19 protein-coding genes and 1 tRNA gene are annotated in these 18449 nt (G+C 63.3%); 13 read left to right on the top strand and 7 right to left on the bottom strand.

The genetic code is table 11. The features are described 5' to 3' along the window. Position 1: 1 nt before the first annotated feature. Both secD and yajC read right to left on the bottom strand, forming a co-directional pair. Positions 2-1600: a protein translocase subunit SecD gene (gene secD / locus VRS74_RS05705; RefSeq protein ID WP_354144285.1), complete on the bottom strand. Its 1599-nt coding sequence runs from the start codon at positions 1598-1600 to the stop codon at positions 2-4. Positions 1601-1641: 41 nt separating this feature from the next. Beyond that, positions 1642-1962: a preprotein translocase subunit YajC gene (yajC, locus tag VRS74_RS05700; RefSeq protein ID WP_354144284.1), complete on the bottom strand. Its 321-nt coding sequence runs from the start codon at positions 1960-1962 to the stop codon at positions 1642-1644. Positions 1963-2199: 237 nt separating this feature from the next. Between yajC and VRS74_RS05695 the strand changes: the two genes are divergently transcribed. The 3 genes from VRS74_RS05695 to VRS74_RS05685 all read left to right on the top strand — a co-directional run bounded on the left by VRS74_RS05695 (position 2200) and on the right by VRS74_RS05685 (position 3747). Beyond that, positions 2200-2276 (top strand) — tRNA-Pro (locus VRS74_RS05695). Positions 2277-2351: 75 nt separating this feature from the next. After that, complete coding sequence (locus VRS74_RS05690) at positions 2352-3272, top strand: HpcH/HpaI aldolase/citrate lyase family protein (RefSeq protein ID WP_354144283.1); 921 nt, start codon at positions 2352-2354, stop codon at positions 3270-3272. Between the two features lie 61 nt (positions 3273-3333). After that, complete coding sequence (locus VRS74_RS05685) at positions 3334-3747, top strand: holin family protein (RefSeq protein WP_354144282.1); 414 nt, start codon at positions 3334-3336, stop codon at positions 3745-3747. A gap of 96 nt (positions 3748-3843) precedes the next feature. Here VRS74_RS05685 and ada read toward each other — a convergent pair whose 3' ends face one another. After that, positions 3844-4863, bottom strand: coding sequence for a bifunctional DNA-binding transcriptional regulator/O6-methylguanine-DNA methyltransferase Ada (gene ada, locus VRS74_RS05680; RefSeq protein WP_354144281.1), 1020 nt, complete (start codon positions 4861-4863; stop codon positions 3844-3846). Then, positions 4863-5330 (bottom strand): DUF1203 domain-containing protein, encoded by a 468-nt coding sequence (locus VRS74_RS05675; protein ID WP_354144280.1) that lies wholly within the window; start codon positions 5328-5330, stop codon positions 4863-4865. The genes ada and VRS74_RS05675 overlap by 1 nt, the downstream gene beginning before the upstream one ends. A gap of 100 nt (positions 5331-5430) precedes the next feature. On the opposite strand from VRS74_RS05675, the gene VRS74_RS05670 reads away from it, so the two are divergent. Then, a complete protein-coding gene (locus tag VRS74_RS05670) occupies positions 5431-7008 on the top strand; it encodes a S1 family peptidase (protein ID WP_354144279.1) in 1578 nt (525 codons plus the stop codon). A 17-nt stretch (positions 7009-7025) separates the two neighbouring features. On the opposite strand, the gene VRS74_RS05665 is transcribed toward VRS74_RS05670, so the two are convergent. After that, positions 7026-7853, bottom strand: a complete 828-nt coding sequence (locus tag VRS74_RS05665; protein ID WP_354144278.1) for a TauD/TfdA dioxygenase family protein — start codon at positions 7851-7853, stop codon at positions 7026-7028. Positions 7854-8059: 206 nt separating this feature from the next. Here VRS74_RS05665 and VRS74_RS05660 point away from each other — a divergent pair, with 206 nt between their 5' ends. The 8 genes from VRS74_RS05660 to VRS74_RS05625 all read left to right on the top strand — a co-directional run bounded on the left by VRS74_RS05660 (position 8060) and on the right by VRS74_RS05625 (position 15925). Beyond that, positions 8060-8614, top strand: coding sequence for a F0F1 ATP synthase subunit delta (locus VRS74_RS05660; RefSeq protein ID WP_354144277.1), 555 nt, complete (start codon positions 8060-8062; stop codon positions 8612-8614). 2 nt (positions 8615-8616) lie between these two features. Beyond that, positions 8617-10146 carry a F0F1 ATP synthase subunit alpha gene (atpA, locus tag VRS74_RS05655; protein WP_354144276.1) on the top strand — a complete coding sequence of 510 codons (1530 nt, stop codon included), beginning with the start codon at positions 8617-8619 and terminating at the stop codon, positions 10144-10146. A gap of 28 nt (positions 10147-10174) precedes the next feature. Then, complete coding sequence (locus VRS74_RS05650; RefSeq protein WP_354144275.1) at positions 10175-11047, top strand: F0F1 ATP synthase subunit gamma; 873 nt, start codon at positions 10175-10177, stop codon at positions 11045-11047. Positions 11048-11062: 15 nt separating this feature from the next. Beyond that, positions 11063-11416 carry a hypothetical protein gene (locus tag VRS74_RS05645; protein ID WP_354144274.1) on the top strand — a complete coding sequence of 118 codons (354 nt, stop codon included), beginning with the start codon at positions 11063-11065 and terminating at the stop codon, positions 11414-11416. A gap of 35 nt (positions 11417-11451) precedes the next feature. After that, positions 11452-12909, top strand: coding sequence for a F0F1 ATP synthase subunit beta (gene atpD / locus VRS74_RS05640; RefSeq protein WP_354144273.1), 1458 nt, complete (start codon positions 11452-11454; stop codon positions 12907-12909). A gap of 5 nt (positions 12910-12914) precedes the next feature. Beyond that, on the top strand, positions 12915-13172 hold the full coding sequence (locus VRS74_RS05635) for an ATP synthase F1 subunit epsilon (RefSeq protein ID WP_354144272.1): 258 nt from the start codon (positions 12915-12917) through the stop codon (positions 13170-13172). 178 nt (positions 13173-13350) lie between these two features. Then, a complete protein-coding gene (locus VRS74_RS05630; RefSeq protein ID WP_354144271.1) occupies positions 13351-15456 on the top strand; it encodes a prolyl oligopeptidase family serine peptidase in 2106 nt (701 codons plus the stop codon). 196 nt (positions 15457-15652) lie between these two features. Beyond that, positions 15653-15925, top strand: a complete 273-nt coding sequence (locus tag VRS74_RS05625) for a DUF1153 domain-containing protein (protein WP_354144270.1) — start codon at positions 15653-15655, stop codon at positions 15923-15925. Positions 15926-15958: 33 nt separating this feature from the next. Here VRS74_RS05625 and VRS74_RS05620 read toward each other — a convergent pair whose 3' ends face one another. After that, a complete protein-coding gene (locus tag VRS74_RS05620; RefSeq protein ID WP_354144269.1) occupies positions 15959-16237 on the bottom strand; it encodes an HNH endonuclease in 279 nt (92 codons plus the stop codon). 7 nt (positions 16238-16244) lie between these two features. Next, positions 16245-17603, bottom strand: coding sequence for a bifunctional UDP-N-acetylglucosamine diphosphorylase/glucosamine-1-phosphate N-acetyltransferase GlmU (glmU, locus tag VRS74_RS05615; RefSeq protein ID WP_354144268.1), 1359 nt, complete (start codon positions 17601-17603; stop codon positions 16245-16247). 59 nt (positions 17604-17662) lie between these two features. Between glmU and VRS74_RS05610 the strand changes: the two genes are divergently transcribed. After that, complete coding sequence (locus VRS74_RS05610; protein ID WP_354144267.1) at positions 17663-18346, top strand: HAD hydrolase-like protein; 684 nt, start codon at positions 17663-17665, stop codon at positions 18344-18346. Positions 18347-18449 lie beyond the last annotated feature (103 nt).

Genomic DNA, 18449 nt, shown 5'->3' with positions numbered 1-18449 from the left:
CTTAAAGACTAATGTCGCTCGGCCGCGACTTGCGCAGCCAGCCGGCGACCCACATGCGGGTCAAGGTTACGGCGGTGAAAACGCTGGTGAACAGGCCGATCACCAGCACGACGGCGAAACCGCGCACCGGGCCAGAGCCGAACAGGAACAGCAACACGCCCGCGATGAAATTGGTGACATTCGCGTCATAGATCGCGCGGCTCGCTTCCTTGTAGCCATTTTCCACCGCAGCAACCACGCGCCGCCCGCGTTTCCGCTCTTCGCGTATGCGTTCGTTGATCAGCACGTTGGCGTCCACCGCCGCGCCGATGGTGAGAACGAAGCCTGCGATACCGGGCAGCGTCAGCGTGGTGTTGAGCCCGGCCATGATGCCCAGGATGATCAGCACGTTGAACACCAGCGCGATCGTCGCATAGACGCCAAAGCGGCCGTAGCTCGCTATCATCAGCACGATCACCGCGACCGAGCCTATCATCATCGCAAGCAGGCCGCGCTTGATCGAGTCCGCGCCGAGGTCAGGCCCGACCGTACGTTCCTCAATCACGCTCAGGTCGACCGGCAATGCACCCGAACGGAGCGAGATCGCGAGGTTGTTGGCAGTCTCGACCGTGAAGCCGCCGGAAATCTGTGCGCTGCCGCCCAGGATCGGTTCGCGGAAGCTCGGCGTCGATAACACCTTGCCGTCGAGAATGATGGCGAAGGCGCGGCCGACGTTTTCCGTGCTCAACGTGGCAAATCTTGCGCCACCCTGCTGGTCGAACTGGATGTTGACCACTGCTTCATTGGTCTGCTGGTCGAAACCCTGCTGCGCGTTGACCAGGCTGTCGCCGCGAATACCGCCAAGCCGCTTCACAGCAACCGAGGACCCGGCAAAGCCCGAAGTTTCTGCGAAGGGGAATATTTCGGAACCCAGCGGTGCAATGCCCTGCTCGACGTCACTCGGCAATGCAGTCGGATCGACCAGCTTGAATTCGAGCTTTGCCGTCTGTCCGAGCAGTTCCTTGAGCTGGTCGGGATCCTGCAGGCCGGGCACCTGCACCACAATGCGGGTATCGCCCTGGCGTATGATGGTCGGCTCGCGCGTTCCGAGCGCGTCGATACGCTTGCGGACCACTTCGGTCGCGCTGTCCATCGCCTGCGCCACAGCGGTTTCGATCCCGTCTTGCGTGGGCGTAAGGATCATGCGCTGTCCATCGACAACCGACAAATCCCACTCGCGCACAAGGCCATTGCCATTGATCACCGGCAACAGCCGCTCGCGTGCACGATCGAGATCGGCCGGATCGTCGAGCATGAAGCTGAGCCTGCCGTCGGCTGTCGAAACATCTCCAATGCGGATGCGCGGTTCGGCATTGCGCATCGCCGAACGGGCCGATTCCTCCATGTTCTCAAGCCGCTGCACCTGTACCTGGCTGGCATCGGCCTCAAGCAGGATGTGGCTCCCGCCGGCAAGGTCGAGACCGAGATTCACTTGCGGGTCGGGCAGGAAATCGGGCCATTTGACGCTGGTGGCCGAAAGCAGCGACGGCAGCGCCGCCGCTGCCGCGATCAGCGTCAGCCCCCACAGCCAAACCTTTTTCCAGGTCGGAAAATCGAGCATCGGGTTAGGATCCGTCCGTTCGTTGGAATGAGTTCAAGGCGTCAGTCGTTGGCGGGGTTGCCGCCGGGCGGAATGATATCGCCAATGGTGCTCTTCACCGCCTTGACGCGGACACCCTGCGCGAGGTCGATCTCGGCATAGACGTCATCAACTTTGGCCACCTTGCCCACGAGGCCGCCGGCGGTGATCACCTGATCGCCCTTCTTGAGAGCGGAAATCTTCTGCTGGTGTTCCTTCTGCCGCTTCATCTGCGGGCGAATGATGAGGAACCAGAAGATCGCGATCATGCCTATGATCGGCAGCCACTGGATCCAGGCGGGCGGTGCTTCGGCACTGGCCGCGGCGGCAAGGAATTCAAGCATGGAGTGAGTCCTGTCAGACTGAAATTGCAACCATGGCGGAGCTGCAAGTGGCGGCGGCCATGCCGTTCGCCCGATGTCTCCCCGCTTCGATAAGTGGGCGCGGTTAGCAGCATTGCAAGCGCGTCGCAATTATTCTGGGCAATTGCTACGCCTCAACTCGAGGTGCCACACGCGAAGGCCCGATCGTGGCTTGCCAGCCTGATGGCGCCGCCCTATAGGGCCGCCCTCCACTGGTCTCGGGACGTAGCGCAGCCTGGTAGCGCATCACACTGGGGGTGTGGGGGTCGGAGGTTCGAATCCTCTCGTCCCGACCAGTGGCAAATCCCCATAAACTTGCTGTTGCACCGCTTGCCCGCGCGCCCTAACCCGCGCTGCGAGGAGTTACCTGCATGAGCGAGCCCGCCGCCAACCTTCCCCGCCCGATGCCGCCGCGGATGCGTAGCTGGCTGTTTGCTCCCGGCGACAGCGAGCGCAAGATGGCGAAGGCGAGCGAAAGCGGCGCCGACATCGTGTTGCTCGACCTGGAAGACTCGGTCACTCCGGAAAACAAGCCTGCTGCGCGCGAAGCCGTAGCTGCATTCCTTGCCACCCGCGCTGATCGTCAGCGGATCTGGGTGCGGGTAAACCCGCTGTCCGGCGGCGAGACAGCTGCAGACCTTGATGCGATCATTGCCGCGGCGCCGGGCGGCGTGTTCCTGCCCAAGGCCGAAGGTCGCGAGGATGTCACCACGCTCGGTGCCATGCTGGCAGAGCGCGAACCCCGGCACGGGCTTGCTGCCGGTTCAACCCGTATCGCGGCGCTCGTCACCGAAACGCCCAAGGCGATGTTCCATTGCGGCGATTATGCCGGCGACTATCCGGGTTCGCAGCGTCTCGTCGCAATGAGTTGGGGCGCGGAAGACCTCTCTTCTGCTCTCGGCGCGCGGGTGCAGCACCGGCCTGACGGTTCCTATATGCCCACCTATGAACTAGCCCGCAGCCTGTGCCTGCTCGGCGCGGTGGCAGCGGGGGTCGCGCCGATCGAAACCGTCATGCCGGAATTCCGCGACCTTGACGCATTACGCGACCGTGCGCTGATGGTGCGCAGCCAGGGCTATCGCGGCATGCTGGCGATCCATCCCGCGCAGGTCGAAGTGATCAATGAAGCCTTTACGCCCAGCGCCGATGAGATCGCCCAGGCCCGCGCAGTGGTGCAGGCCTTTGCCGACAATCCCGGCGCGGGAACGGTGGGGCTGAACGGGCAAATGCTCGACCGCCCGCATCTAGCCCTGGCTGAAAGATTGCTGGCCGAGGCCGGCGAAAGCGCCTGATTTTCCTACACGAACCTATTTAGTTACTGGCTCTACGAATCATCTCGCAGGAGCAAGCAAAATGGCGCTACTCGATTCGCTGATCGGCCCGATCGCTTCGATCATCGACAAGATTATCCCTGACAAGGAGGCGCGTGCGCGCGCCAAGCTCGAGCTGCTCAAGCTCGAAGGCACGCAGGAGATGCAGCTGATCGAGGCGCGGCTGCAGGCGATCGTCGCAGAGGCCAATTCCGCCGATCCCTGGACCAGCCGCGCACGTCCGAGCTTCCTCTATATAATGTATGCCATGATCCTGTGGGCGCTGCCGATGGGCGTGCTCGCTGCCTTCAACCCGGCCGCCGCGCGCGAGATTGCCGCTGGCATGAACGCCTACCTCAACGGCCTGCCGGAGCCGCTCTACGCCCTCTTCGGCACAGGTTACCTCGGCTACACGGCCGCGCGCCAATGGGGAAAGGTCAAAGGCGTCGACCGGTAGCGCCTGGAGCCCGCGAGTGCCTCTCCGCCTTGCGTTCGGCACGATATCTTGTGCCGCGAGTCCCGGTGTGCCCCGCCCTACGCGAAACTACCTTGGTCAACCGGCCCTTTCTCGGCTGAGGAGCTCTTCCTTGATCTTCAGGCCGTAGGCGTATCCGCCCAGTGTCCCGTCCGACTGGATCACGCGGTGGCACGGGATCAGCACAGCGATATTGTTCGCGCCGTTTGCGCCGCCCACAGCCCGGCTCGCCTTGGGATTGCCCAGCGCGGCTGCAAGCTCGCCATAGCTGCGCGTTTCGCCCGCGGGGATGCGAAGCAGTTCCTGCCACACGCGCTGCTGGAACGCGGTGCCTTTGACGTCGAGCGGGATATCGGCGCCTGTACCGGGTTGCTCGACCGCCTGCGTGACCCGTTCGAACAGCGCGCGGAACTCCTCTCCGCCGCGGACAAGATCGGCCTTCGGGAAGCGCGCGCGCAATTCCTCTTCGCCTTCGTTGAAACTCAGGCAGCACACGCCCTTTTCGGTCGCCGCGACCAGCATCGGCGCCACCGTGGTGTCGATCACGGTCCAGTGGATCACCCGGCCCGCACCGCCATTCTTCCAGTCGCTGGGGGTCATGCCCATCTTGCCTTTCATTCCTTCGTAGAAGCGGCTCGGCGCTTCGTAGCCCGCATCGTAGATCGCGTCGGTAACCCTTTCGGCCTGCGCCAGTGCATCGCGAGCACGTTCTTCGCGCAGCGCACGCGAATAGGCGGCAGGCGAAAGCCCGGTGGCGCGTTTGAATACGCGCTGGAAATGCGCAGGGCTGTAGCCGGTGATCGCCGCGAGCTCGTCGAGGCGTTCAGCTTCGCCCAGTTTGATCGCTTCGATCGCCGCCAGCACGGCCGCTTCGTCGCGCCCCACTTCGTCGGGCCGACAGCGCTTGCATGGCCGGAGACCCGCCGCGAGCGCCTGCGCGCCGGTGGCGAAGAAGCGCACATTCTTGCGATCGGGGTGACGCGCCGCGCATGACGGCCGGCAATAGATGCCGGTTGTGAGCACGCCGGTAACGAAGCGCCCGTCAAACGACCGATCGCGCCGTTTCACGGCGTCCCAGGCTTTATTATCGTCGAGCATCACGCCCTCCTCGCACGAGCCAGGAAACAGCCGCGTGCCACATTATGCGCGTCGACTTCAACGATGCGCGGATCTTCGAACAGCTTCAGCAGCCCTTCCTCGGCCCCGCCCGGCTCGGTCGTCATGGCATCGGCCATCATGCCCGCCGCGTCGAAACCGCGCAAGGACAGCGCACGGGTGCGGAGCACCGGCGGAATCTCGTCCTCAAAGCGAGCGGGTGCCACAGCGGTTTCGCGCACGAATATGGCGTGGCTGGCGCGAAAGGGCGTGTCCTCGTCGCGGCTGTAATGGTTGATCAGGATCGCCGTTTCGCCGGGATCTGAATCTTCCAGCGTAATGCGGCAGGGAAAGCCCGGCTTGTTGGATACTGCATAGCGGATGGCATTGTACGCAGCCAGTTCGCCATCGGGCATGCCGATGAAACGCTCGAATTGCTGCGGGCTCAATCCTTCGATGATGTAGGCCATTCCTGTTCTCCGTCTGGTGTGACCCCGGCCTACCCATGATCATCGCGCGCCACATCCCGAAGCTTGCGGTCAAAGCAAATGCGGGCCAAACACGCTGGCCATGGGCCGCATTCTCACGCTTTTCGCACTCTTCCTTGCGCTGGCCATGCCGCAACCGGCAGGCGCAGATCCCGCCGATATCGACGCGGCGGCGCGCGGAGTGGTGCGTGTGGTCATCATCGGCACTGACGGTCGAGAGGTGTTCCCGGTGAGCCACGGATCGGGCTTTGCCGTTACCCCGACGCAGATCGTCACCAACGCGCATGTGATCCGCGAGGCGCTGCATGACGACACGCTGAGGATTGGCGTTGTGCCCTCGGAAGGCGCCGATGCCGCCTATGCCCGTGCGGTCTCGGTCAACCCGCGCAACGATCTGGCGCTGATCGAGATCATCGACGGCAGCTTACGGCTGCCTCCCCTGACGATTTCGGGGAGCACCTTGGGCGACATGGGCGAAGTGTCGGCAGTCGGTTATCCCATGAATGTCGACCAGGCGCAGGGGCTCGAAATCGGCGACATCTTCCGCGCGCAACCGCCGGTGAAGAGCCGCGGCTTCCTTTCGGGCGCGCGCCCTTCGCGCCAGTTCGACACGATCCTCCACACCGCGCCCATCGCGCGCGGCAATTCGGGCGGCCCGCTGCTCGACGGATGCGGTCGAGTCGTAGGCGTGAACAGTTTCGGCGCGGATTCGGACGGTTCCGATGCCGAGTTCTACTTCGCCGTGTCGACCCGCGAACTGCTGCCGTTCCTGCGCAGCAACGAAGTGGAAGCGAGTATCAATGCGTTGCCTTGCCGCAGCCTAGACGATCTCGAACAAGCCGAGCGCACCCGCATCGAACAGCAGCGCGCGGAAGCACGCGACCGGCTTGCAGCGCGCGAAGCCGAGCTGAACGACCGGCGCGACCGCGCCCAGCTCGAAGCGCAGCTTGAAGTCCAGGGTGAGCGCGAGAACGCGATGGCGCTGGCACTGATTCTGCTGCTCATGGCCATCGCGGCGGGTTATGTGGCCGTGCAGGCGCGCGGACAGGAAGGCATGGAGCGCCGCGTGACCGCGGCAGGAGCCATAGCCATTGCTACTTTCTTCGCAGCCGTAGCGCTGTGGGTCATGCGTCCGGGGATCGACGAGATCGACCGGCGCGTAGAGAATGCGATGAAAGCCGCGACTGGCGAAGCGCCTCCCGAACCTTCGTCCGAGGCGCGCGAAGGCACCATGCTGTGCACGCTGGTTCCCGAGCGCAGCCGCGTGACGGGCGCGCGCACGGACGATGTCGAATTCGACTGGGCCGCAGACGGCTGCGTCAACACGCGCACGCAATACGGCCTCAACAGCGGCGAATGGACCCGTGTGCTGATCCCCGACGATGAGGATGCGGTTTCGGTCAACCGCTACGATCCGGAAACGCGAACCTTCCTGAGCGAACGCTATTTGCTCGGTCGCAATGCGATGGCTGAGGCTCGCGCCGCGCGCGACGCCTATACCCCGCCGCAATGCCACACCACCGACGCAGCGAAGGTTTTGGGCGAACAGCAGCAGGCGGTGATATCGATGCTGCCGCCCCAGCCGAACGAGCGCCTTGTATATAGCTGTGCGCCCTCGGCGCTGCGCACACCTGCCGCGCCAGGCGGCGGCGAACAGTAAGCTAGTCGGCCAATAAACTACGCCGCGAGCGCTTCCCCGCTCAGCGTGATGCGATGCATCTCGCGGTAGTACCCTTGGTAATCGTTGAGCGCATTGTGCCAGGTGGTGCGGTTGTCCCAGATCGCCACCGTGCCCGGCTCCCATTCGACCCGGCACTGGTTGTCGTCGCGCACGGCCGCCGCGAGCAGTTTCTGGAGCAGCGGCATGCTCTCTTCGCGCGTCTTGCCGACGAAATTGATCGTGAAGGCGCTATTTACATAGAGCAGCTTGCGCCCGGTATGCGGATGGCGGATCACCACCGGATGGACTGCGCCGGTCTTCAGGTCCTGCCCGCGAAGTTCGCCGCCCATGTCGGTCTGCGCGTAAATGCCACCTTCCTGATAGACGTGATCGGCAGTGTGGAAGGCTTCTAACCCTTCGATCTCGGCCTTCAGCTCGTCGGGCAGCGAATCATAGGCTGCGCCCATATGCGCGAACAGCGTGTCTCCACCCTTGGGCGGCAGCTCCCTTGCCACCAGGATCGAGCCCATCGCGGGAATCTGGTCGTATGAATGGTCGGTGTGCCAGGCCCCGCCGATATTGGTCACCTGGTCCGGCTTCTTCCGCACGATCGCGATTTCGGGATATTTGTCCTGCAGCGGGAAGTAGTTGTTGATATCGATTCCGCCCCACCTTTTGGCAAAGGCAATGTGATCTTCTGGCGAGAAGTCCTGCCCTCGGAACATCGCGACGCCATGCTCATAAATCGCCTGCTTGATCTCGCTCATTTCCGCATCGCTGCAATCAGCCAGCGAAACTCCCGAAATCTCAACCCCGCAATTGGGGGACATCGGCGTCAGCTTCATGTTCCTCTCCCTGGCCATTCCGTGGGCCTTCAGGGGGTATCTTACGCCTCGAAGCAAACGAGTCCATAGAATCGCTTCCATTCGGGTTGCATCGCAGCATCCTCGATGCTAGGCGCGCGCCAGCTTTGCCGGGGTGCCCCCTTACGTGCCCGGAACGGTCAAGGCTGTGCAACGTTATCTTCCGGATCCAAGAGGACCTTCAGCGCGTGGATATTTCCGCCGGTATACAGGCTAGCCTTGCTGGGCGTTATGCTTCCGCTCTGTTCGAGCTTGCAGCCGAACAGGGGGCCGTGACTGCGGTCGAATCGGACCTCGAAACGCTTGGTGCCGCGCTGGCCGAATCGGCCGACCTGCGCGAAGTCACCACCAACCCCGAATTGAGCCGCAAGGCGCAGCGCGGAGCGATCGCCGCTGTTGCCGCGCTTCTCGGGCTTGGCGAGCTGACGGGGAACTTCCTCGGCGTGCTCGCCGCCAACCGCCGCCTTTCGGCCGTTGGCGACATGATCCGCGCCTTCCAGATGATCGCTGCCGCACAGCGCGGCGAAGTCACCGCAGAAGTCGCCAGCGCACACCCGCTCACCGAAGAGCAGCTCAATGCGCTCAAGGACAAGCTGACCGCCCGCCAGGGCCGCACAGTAAAGCTCAAGCCGAGCGTCGACCCGGATCTCCTGGGCGGCCTCGTCGTCACCATCGGATCGCAGCGCATCGACGGCTCGATCCGCACCCGTCTGAATTCCCTCGCTAACGCGATGAAAGGCTGAAAATGGAAATCCGCGCCGCAGAAATCTCCAAGGTCATCAAGGACCAGATCGCCAATTTCGGTACCGAAGCCGAAGTGAGCGAAGTCGGCTCCGTGCTTTCGGTGGGTGACGGTATCGCCCGCATCCACGGCCTCGACAAGGTCCAGGCCGGTGAAATGGTCGAGTTCGCCAATGGCATCCAGGGCATGGCGCTCAACCTCGAAGCTGACAATGTCGGCGTCGTGATCTTCGGCTCGGACGCCGAAATCAAGGAAGGCGACAGCGTCAAGCGCACCGGCACCATCGTGGACGTGCCGGTCGGCAAGGGCCTGCTGGGCCGCGTGGTCGACGCGCTGGGCAACCCGATCGACGGCAAGGGCCCGATCGAAGGGGCAGAGCGCCGCCGCGTTGAAGTGAAGGCTCCGGGCATCATCCCGCGCCAGTCGGTCAGCGAGCCGGTGCAGTCGGGCCTCAAGGCCATCGACGCCCTCGTTCCCGTCGGCCGCGGCCAGCGCGAACTGATCATCGGCGACCGCCAGACCGGCAAGACCGCCGTCGCGATCGACACCTTCATCAACCAGAAGGACATCAACAAGTCGGGCGACGAATCGAAGAAGCTCTACTGCATCTACGTCGCCGTCGGCCAGAAACGCTCGACCGTTGCGCAGATCGTGCGCCAGCTCGAAGAAAACGGCGCGATGGAATATTCCATCGTTGTCGCCGCGACCGCTTCGGAGCCCGCTCCGCTGCAGTATCTCGCGCCCTACACCGGCTGCGCCATGGGCGAATTCTTCCGCGACAACGGCATGCATGCCGTGATCGTGTATGACGACCTTTCGAAGCAGGCTGTCGCCTATCGCCAGATGTCGCTGCTACTCCGCCGCCCGCCGGGCCGCGAAGCCTATCCGGGCGACGTGTTCTACCTCCACAGCCGCCTGCTCGAGCGTGCGGCGAAGATGAACGACAGCCAGGGTGGCGGCTCGCTCACCGCTCTGCCGATCATCGAAACCCAGGCAGGCGACGTGTCGGCCTATATTCCGACCAACGTGATCTCGATCACCGACGGCCAGATCTTCCTCGAAACCGGCCTGTTCTACCAGGGCATCCGCCCGGCCATTAACGTCGGCCTGTCGGTCAGCCGCGTCGGCGGCGCCGCGCAGACCAAGGCGATGAAGAAGGTCGCCGGCTCGATCAAGCTCGAGCTTGCACAGTATCGTGAAATGGCTGCCTTCGCGCAGTTCGGCTCGGACCTCGATGCCGCAACGCAGAAGCTGCTCAACCGCGGTGCACGCCTCACCGAGCTGCTCAAGCAGGCCCAGTTCTCGCCGATGCCGGTGGAAGAGCAGGTCGTGTCGATCTTCGCCGGCACCAACGGCTACCTCGACACCGTCGCTGTCGACCGCGTCACTGCCTATGAAGAACAGATGCTGGCGTTCATGCGCGCCGAGCATGCTGCCGTGCTCGCGGAAATCCGCGACACCGGCAAGTTCGAAGACGATGTGAAGGCCAAGGTCGTCACCGCACTCGACGCTTTCGCCAAGCAGTTCGCCTGAGCCTGAGAGACACGATTAGGGAGCCGATATGGCCTCGCTGAAGGAACTCAAAGGTCGGATCAACTCGGTCAAGTCGACCCAGAAGATCACAAAGGCCAAGCAAATGGTCGCAGCGGCCAAGCTGCGCCGTGCGCAGTCGGCTGCCGAAGCCGCACGCCCCTATGCCGAGCGCCTGGCTTCGGTGATGGCTTCGCTCGCCGCCAAGGTCGGCAAGAGCGACAGCGCACCCAAGCTGCTCGCCGGCACCGGAAGCGACCAGCGCCACCTGCTGGTGGTAGTCAACACCGACAAGGGCCTGTGCGGTGGCTTGAACTCTAACATCATCAAGGAAGCCCGCTCGCAAGCCAACAGGCTGATCGGGGCAGGCAAGGATGTGCAGTTCTACCTCGTCGGCAAGAAAGGCCGCGCGCCGATCAAGCGCGACTTCGGACAGCGCATCGCCAAGCTTTTTGACACGGCAAACGTCAGGACGCCGGGCTTCGAAGAAGCCGACGCCATCGCGAACGAGCTGATCACCATGTTCGAAGAAGGCAAGTTCGACGTGGCTCACCTCGTCTACCCGACCTTCAAGAGCGCGTTGGCGCAGGACCCGACGACGGTCCAGCTGATCCCGGTTCCCTCTCCTGAGGAATCTGCAGGCGGCGACGCAGTGGCCGAATATGAGCCGGGCGAAGAGGAAATCCTCGAGGAGCTGCTGCCGCGCTACGTCAAGACGCAGCTGTTCGGCTCGCTGCTCGAACGCGAAGCTTCCGAACAGGGCGCTTCGATGACCGCAATGGACAACGCCACGCGCAACGCTGGCGACCTGATCAACAAGCTCACCATCCAGTACAACCGCAGCCGCCAGGCCGCGATTACCACCGAGCTGATCGAAATCATCGCCGGTGCGGAAGCGCTGTAAGTAAGGGATAGCCCAGTGAAGAAACTCGCCCTCGCACTCCTGCCAGCCTTCGCCCTCGCCGCTTGCGGTGAAGAGCCCGCGCCCGCGCCGCAGCCGACCCCGACCGAAACTGCTGTTGCAGTGCCGGAAGAGCCCGCCCTGCCCGCGCCCGACGCGGCGGTGTTCGCTGAAACCCTTGCCAAGGCATGCCCCGCGGCCAAGCCAGTCAGCACCTCGGCTTGCAAGCGCGCCGGCTTCGGCTCGGAAAACGTGATTTGCCAGTACGGCCTCGGTAAGGATGAATATCTGCGCCACTCGGCCACACTGACCCCAGGCGACGGCGAATGGACCGTAGCCGAACCCGAAACCGTTTGCGCCCAGGGCGCCTGACACAACGCCAAGAATTCTCAGAGCAGGATATAGAAATGGCCACCGCACCCGTACTCAACCAGACCACCAATGGCACGATCAGCCAGGTCATCGGCGCTGTCGTCGACGTCCAGTTCCCTGGCGAGCTGCCGGCGATCCTCACCGCGCTGGAAACCAAGAACGGCGATAACACGCTCGTTCTGGAAGTTGCCCAGCACCTGGGTGAAAATACCGTGCGCACCATCGCCATGGACGCGACCGAAGGCCTCACCCGCGGTCAGGAAGTGATCAACACCGGCGCGCAGATCTCGGTCCCCGTCGGCCCCAAGACGCTTGGCCGCATCATGAACGTGGTCGGCGAGCCGATCGACGAGCGCGGCCCGATTGGTGCCGATCAGCGCGCGCCGATCCACGCTGAAGCCCCTGCCTTCATCGACCAGTCGACCGAAGCTGCCATTCTCGTCACCGGCATCAAGGTGATCGACCTGCTCGCGCCTTACGCGAAGGGCGGCAAGATCGGCCTGTTCGGCGGCGCCGGCGTGGGCAAGACCGTGCTGATCCAGGAACTGATCAACAACATCGCGAAGGGTCACGGCGGCGTGTCCGTGTTCGCCGGCGTGGGTGAGCGTACCCGCGAAGGTAACGACCTCTACCACGAATTCCTCGACGCCGGCGTTATCGCCAAGGACGCCGACGGCAATGCGACCTCGGAAGGTTCGAAGGTGGCACTGGTGTTCGGCCAGATGAACGAACCCCCGGGCGCCCGCGCTCGCGTGGCTCTCTCGGGCCTGACCATGGCGGAATACTTCCGCGACCAGGAAGGCCAGGACGTGCTCTTCTTCGTCGACAACATCTTCCGCTTCACGCAGGCGGGTTCGGAAGTGTCGGCGCTGCTCGGCCGTATTCCTTCGGCCGTGGGCTACCAACCGACCCTGTCGACCGACATGGGCAACCTTCAGGAACGCATTACCTCGACCACCAAGGGCTCGATCACCTCGGTGCAGGCGATCTACGTTCCGGCCGACGACTTGACCGACCCTGCGCCGGCAACTTCGTTCGCCCACTTGGACGCGACCACCACGCTGAGCCGCGCGATTTCGGAGCTGGGCATCTACCCGGCGGTGGATCCGCTCGACTCGACCAGCCGCGTTCTCGAACCGCGCGTTGTCGGCACCGAGCACTACGAAACCGCTCGTAAGGTTCAGGAAACGCTGCAGAAGTACAAGAGCCTGCAGGACATCATCGCCATTCTCGGCATGGACGAACTGTCGGAAGAAGATAAGCTGACCGTCGCCCGCGCGCGCAAGATCCAGCGCTTCCTGTCGCAGCCCTTCCACGTCGCCGAAGTTTTCACCAACATCCCCGGCAAGTTCGTGCAGCTCGAAGACACCATCAAGTCGTTCAAGGCGGTGGTCGAGGGCGAATACGACCACCTGCCCGAAGCCGCTTTCTACATGGTTGGCGGCATCGAGGATGCGGTGGCCAAGGCCAAGAAGCTAGCTGAGGACGCCTGAGACCGATGGCACTGCACTTCGAACTCGTAACGCCGGAAAAGCTGGTCCGCAGCGAGGACGTCTACATGGTGGTCGTCCCCGGTTCGGAAGGCGAGTTCGGCGTGCTTGAGGGCCATGCGCCCTTCATGTCGACCATTCGCGACGGCGCCGTGCAGGTCTACAAGACCGAAGGCGCCAGCCCCGAGACCATACAGGTCCGCGGCGGCTTTGCGGAAGTGGGCGATGCCGGCCTGACGGTGCTCGCTGAACACGTCGAAGCCTGATAGTTCTGGCGACAGAAGGAAATTTGAAAGGGCGGCCTGAAAAGGTCGCCCTTTTCATTTGCGGAACAGGATGATCCGATTAGGGTTGCTCCATTGAGAATCCGGTCCCGGGTTCGCCTTCACAAATATCCGGAGAGGACATTTGAACCTTGTTTCGAAACTGGCGCTGGCCGCAGTCATGACCCTTGGTACCGTAAATCCCGCTTTCGCAGACAATCAGGCCGCCGATACCGGTGTTCCTGGCCCTGAACAGGATCCGCACATCTGGCTGGAAGAAGCTCGCGGCGAAAAGGCGCTCGAGTGGGTCAAGGCCGAGAATGAGCGTACGCTGGGCTTGCTCACCGCCGATCCCCGCTTCGAGCAGCTCAAGGCCGAAGCACTGACCATCCTCGACAGCGAGGATCGCATTCCCTTCGTGTCGATCCGGCCAGACGGGCTCTACAATTTCTGGCAGGACAAGGCGAACCCGCGCGGCCTCGTCCGCAAGACCACGCTTGAGAGCTACCGCACCGATACGCCCGAATGGGAGGTTGTGCTCGATGTCGACGCGCTGGCAAAGGCCGAAGGGCGCGAATGGGTGTACCAGGGGTCGACCTGCCTGCCGCCCGAGTTGCGCCATTGCATGATCTCGCTGTCGGATGGCGGCAAGGATGCCACCATCATGCGCGAATTCGACATGGTGACGAAGAGCTTCGTCGAAGGCGGCTTCGAACTGCCCGAAAGCCAGGGCAACATGCAGTGGATCGACAAGGATACGCTGCTCGTCACGCGCAATTTCGACGATACGCTCAAGACCGAGAGCGAATATCCCTTCACCTCGCGCATCTGGAAGCGCGGCCAGTCGCTTGACGATGCGCAGGAGATCTTCCGTGGCTCGCCCAAGGACGTATGGGCAGGTGCCAGCCTGCTGCGCGACAACAAGGGCACGATCCACGCCTACACAGCCTTCCGCGCAGTGAGCTTCCACGAAACCGAATATTACGTGCAGAAGGATGGCGAGTGGCTGCGGCTGGATATCCCGCTCAAGGCCTCGCCCTACGGCATCGTCGACGGTCATTTGCTCTATTCGACCGATGTGGACTGGACCGTGGACGGCCAGACTTTCCCGGCTGACAGCCTGATCGCGGTCGACCTTGAGGAGTGGAAGGCCAACCCCAACGGCGCGAAGAAGACGCTCGTCTGGGCGCCCGGCGAACGCCAAACCAAGCAGGGCGGATCGATCACCGGCAATTCGCTTTTCGTGACCATGCTCGACAATGTCGTGGGCAAGGTGGTGCGGTTCGACTTCGCAGACGGTGCCTGGCACCAGACGCCGGTTGCGCTGCCCGACAATGCGACGCTGGGCATCGCGACCTCGTCGGACGAGACCGACCAAATCATGTTCACGGTCACGGACTTCCTCAATCCGACCACGCTCTATTACTCGGACGGCGGAAAGCCCGAGGCGATCAAGACTTCGCCGCTCTATTTCGATCCGGCGGGGATGGACGTCGAACAGTTCTCGGCGACCAGCAAGGACGGAACGAAAATCCCTTACTTCATCGTCAAGCCCAAGGGCATGAAGGTGGACGGGACCACCGCGACGCTGCTGACCGGTTATGGCGGCTTCCAGGTGCCGCGCCTCCCCGCTTACCTCGGCACGACCGGCAAGCTGTGGCTCGAAAAGGGCGGCGCCTATGTGCTCGCCAACATGCGCGGCGGCGGCGAGTTCGGCCCGAACTGGCACCAGACCGCGATCCGCGAGAACAAGCAGCGTACGTGGGATGACTTCATTGCTGTGGGTGAAGACCTGGTGAAGCGCGGCTTCACTTCTCCGCAGCATCTCGGCATCCAGGGCGGTTCGCAAGGCGGGTTGCTGGTGGGTACAGCCTTTACCCAGCGGCCCGATCTGTTCGGCGCAGCCATCGTGCAGATCCCGCTGTTCGACATGCTGCGCTACCACCTGATCGGCCGCGGTGCTTCATGGATCGGCGAGTATGGCGATCCGCGCATTCCCGAACAGCGGGCCTGGATCGAAGGCTATTCGCCCTACCAGAAGATCGTCGAAGGGGTGGACTACCCCTCGCCCTTCCTCTGGGCTTCGACGGCCGATGACCGCACCCATCCCGCGCATGCGCGCAAGGGTGCCGCCAAGCTGAAGGCGCTCGGCCAGCCATATTACTACTATGAGGAAATGACCGGCGGCCATTCGGGCGGGGTCGACAACGAGCAACGCGCGCAGCTCCAGGCGCTGCAGTTCATCTACCTGATGGAAAGGCTGATGGACGACCGCTCAAAGGACTGAACGCAGTCTTTCGCAAAATCGGCAAGGGCGGCCCGCAAGGGTCGCCCTTTTCGTTTCGGGCAAAGCACGCCAACGCTTCATCGCATCGCGGGCACCGCCCGGATGATGAATCGCGCCCTAAGCACAAGCGATTACCCGGAATTAAGGCTCGAAACCGAATGATTACAGGCAACGGGGGCCAGTCAGGAGACAAAGCATGCCCTATGCCCCGCATGAGACCGTAGCCGACGCGATCAAGCGTGCCGCCCTGCCTACTACTCATCGGATCTATTGGTCCGCAGCCCGCAAGGCCGAAGTCGTGCGGGCAGTGCGTAAGCAGGTGATAAGCTTTGCTGAAGCGCGCGAACGCTATTTGCTCAGCCACAGCGAATTCCGCGAATGGGAAGATCTGGTCGATCGGCGCCATCGCGATGAAGTGCAGCCCAAGCGACCGCCCGAAGCGGTGCGTCACAAACTCGAAGAGGCCTGACCCGGGTCCAAATGGCCGGCCGCCCGCTTTCGCCTACCTTGTCCTGGTCGGTGCGTGAAAGTCGGGCGGCTTGGAGCTAACCCAGCTGACGAATTTGGCGATCTCGACATGCGCGAGGATGACGGCGCGATCATCGCCAATCCGCGCCAGCTGGGAGTTGGTGAAATGCGTATGGATCGCCTTGTGGCAAATCGGATGGACCGGAACCGTCCCCCGACCCTTCTTCGCCTTCGGCACAGGATGATGCCATTGCAGCAGCGTGTCGATCGCGCGATCGCACAGCCAGCACGTGAGCGCTTCATCGCCATCCATTGGCGGGTCAGCCCTTGTCTTTCGCTGCGGCCTTTTTCTTCTTCATCGCATCGTGGAAGCGGTCGGCCCAGCCGGGTTTGACGATCTGCTCCCCGCGCACCATGCGCAAATCCCCGTCGCCGACATCGCGGCTGACCGCGCTGCCCGCCGCGACAATCGCGTCGGCACCGATCTTGACCGGCGCAATCAGCGAGCTGTTCGATCCGATGAAGGCACGCGGGCCGATCTCGGTCTTGTATTTGAAATAGCCGTCGTAATTGCAGGTGATGGTGCCCGCGCCGATGTTGGCATGTTCGCCCACGATCGCATCACCGAGATAGGTCAGGTGACTCGCCTTGGCCCCCTCGCCCAGCACCGCCTTTTTCATCTCGACGAAATTGCCGACCTTGCTGCCCTTTTCCATCACCGCACCGGGCCGCAGCCGGGCGAAGGGGCCGACCGAGCAGTCGGCACCAATCGTCGCGCCGACGATGTGGCTGAAGGCATGGATTGTGGCGCCATCGGCCACGCTGACACCGGGGCCGAATACGACATTGGGTTCGACCGTCACGTCGCGCCCCAAGCGCGTGTCGAAAGCGAAGAAAACGGTTTCGGGTGCGACCAGCGTTGCCCCGTCGGCCATCGCTTCGGCGCGGCGCGCGGCTTGCCATTGCGCCTCGGCCCGAGCGAGTTCTGCGCGGGAGTTGATGCCCTGAACCTCAGCCTCGTCCGCCTCGACCCAGGCGCTTGCCCTGCCATCGCCGAGCGCAGTCATCACGATATCGGGCAGGTAATATTCGCCTGCGGCATTGTCGTTCCCGATGCGGCGCAGCAAGGCAAAGAGATCCTGCGCCCGCACCGCCATCATGCCCGAATTGCACAGGTCGACCGCGCGCTCGGCGGCAGTCGCATCCTTGAACTCGACCATCTTGGCGATGGTCCGGCCATCCTCGCTGATCACCCGTCCATAGGCGCCCGGATCCGCCGCACGGAAGGCCAGCACCACGCAGGGCGGCGCATCGGCTTCATGCAGCCTGTCGAGCATCCGCCGCATGGTCTCAGGCCGCACGAAAGGAACGTCGCCGTAGAGAATCAGCACATCGCCGTCGAACCCGGCAAGCGCGGCTTCGGCCTGTTGAACCGCATGGCCGGTGCCCAGCTGCGGTTCCTGCAGGCAGCAATCGGCGCGACCCTTTACTGCAGCCTCGATTTGCTCCGCTTTGTCTCCCACCACCACCACGCTGCGCGCGGGCTCAAGCTCCGCCACCGAAGCAAGTAGATGATCGAGCATGGCGCGCCCGGCAATCGGGTGCAGCACCTTGTGCAGGTCGCTCTTCATGCGGGTGCCCTTGCCCGCGGCAAGGACGATGGCGGCGAAATCACTCATGCGCGCTTCATGGCACCAAACGCTTGCGGTTTGAAGAACCATCGGCCACCGGATGGTGCATGGCTGATTTTCCTTTCCGCGGCATAGGCTTCGACCTCGACGGCACTTTGCTCGACACTTTCCGCGACCTGGGCGCGGCGGTGAACCATGCGCTCGAACTCGGCGGCTTCTCGCCCGTCTCGGTCGAAAGCTCGAAAGACCTGATCGGCGGCGGGGCCAAGATCATGCTGGCCCGCGCGGTCGAGGCGCAGGGCGGCATGCCCGAAGAGGATTTTCGCGCGCTCTACAAGGCGATGCTGGCCTATTATGCAGAGCATAACGCGGTCCACACCCGCCCCTATCCGCATGCCGAAGAGGTGCTGAACGAGCTTGCCTCACGCGGTGTGCAGATGGCGGTCGTCACCAACAAGTTCGAAGCCTTTGCGCGCAAGGTGCTCGGCGATCTGGGTCTCGACCGGCACTTCGTCAGCGTGATCGGCGGCGATTCGATGGGCCGCGCTGCGGACGGCAGTTTCCTTGCCAAGCCGGCGCCCGATCCCGTTATCGAGGCACGCAAGCTTTGCGGCGGCGAGGCATTCGCTTTTGTCGGCGACAGCTCTTATGATGTGCGCGCCGCGCGCGGTGCCGGGGTTCCGGTGGTAGTGGCGGGATATGGTTATTGCGATGCCGCCCCGCACGAACTGGGCGGAGACGCAGTGATCGATTCGCTTGCCGGACTCATCGCGGCGCTCGAGCGGCTTTGAGGCGCTTGCCGGCGGCAAATGCCGTTACGGAATCGCGACCTCACCAAAGTGCGGTTGCAAGCTTCGCGCGAAACTGCCAACCGGGCGTCACATTTACGCAAAC

This window comes from Altererythrobacter litoralis (genome assembly GCF_036324225.1).
GTDB lineage: Bacteria > Pseudomonadota > Alphaproteobacteria > Sphingomonadales > Sphingomonadaceae > Erythrobacter > Erythrobacter litoralis_A.
The sequence above is the reverse complement of the archived record's forward strand: the minus strand, read 5'-3'. Positions and strand labels throughout refer to the sequence as shown.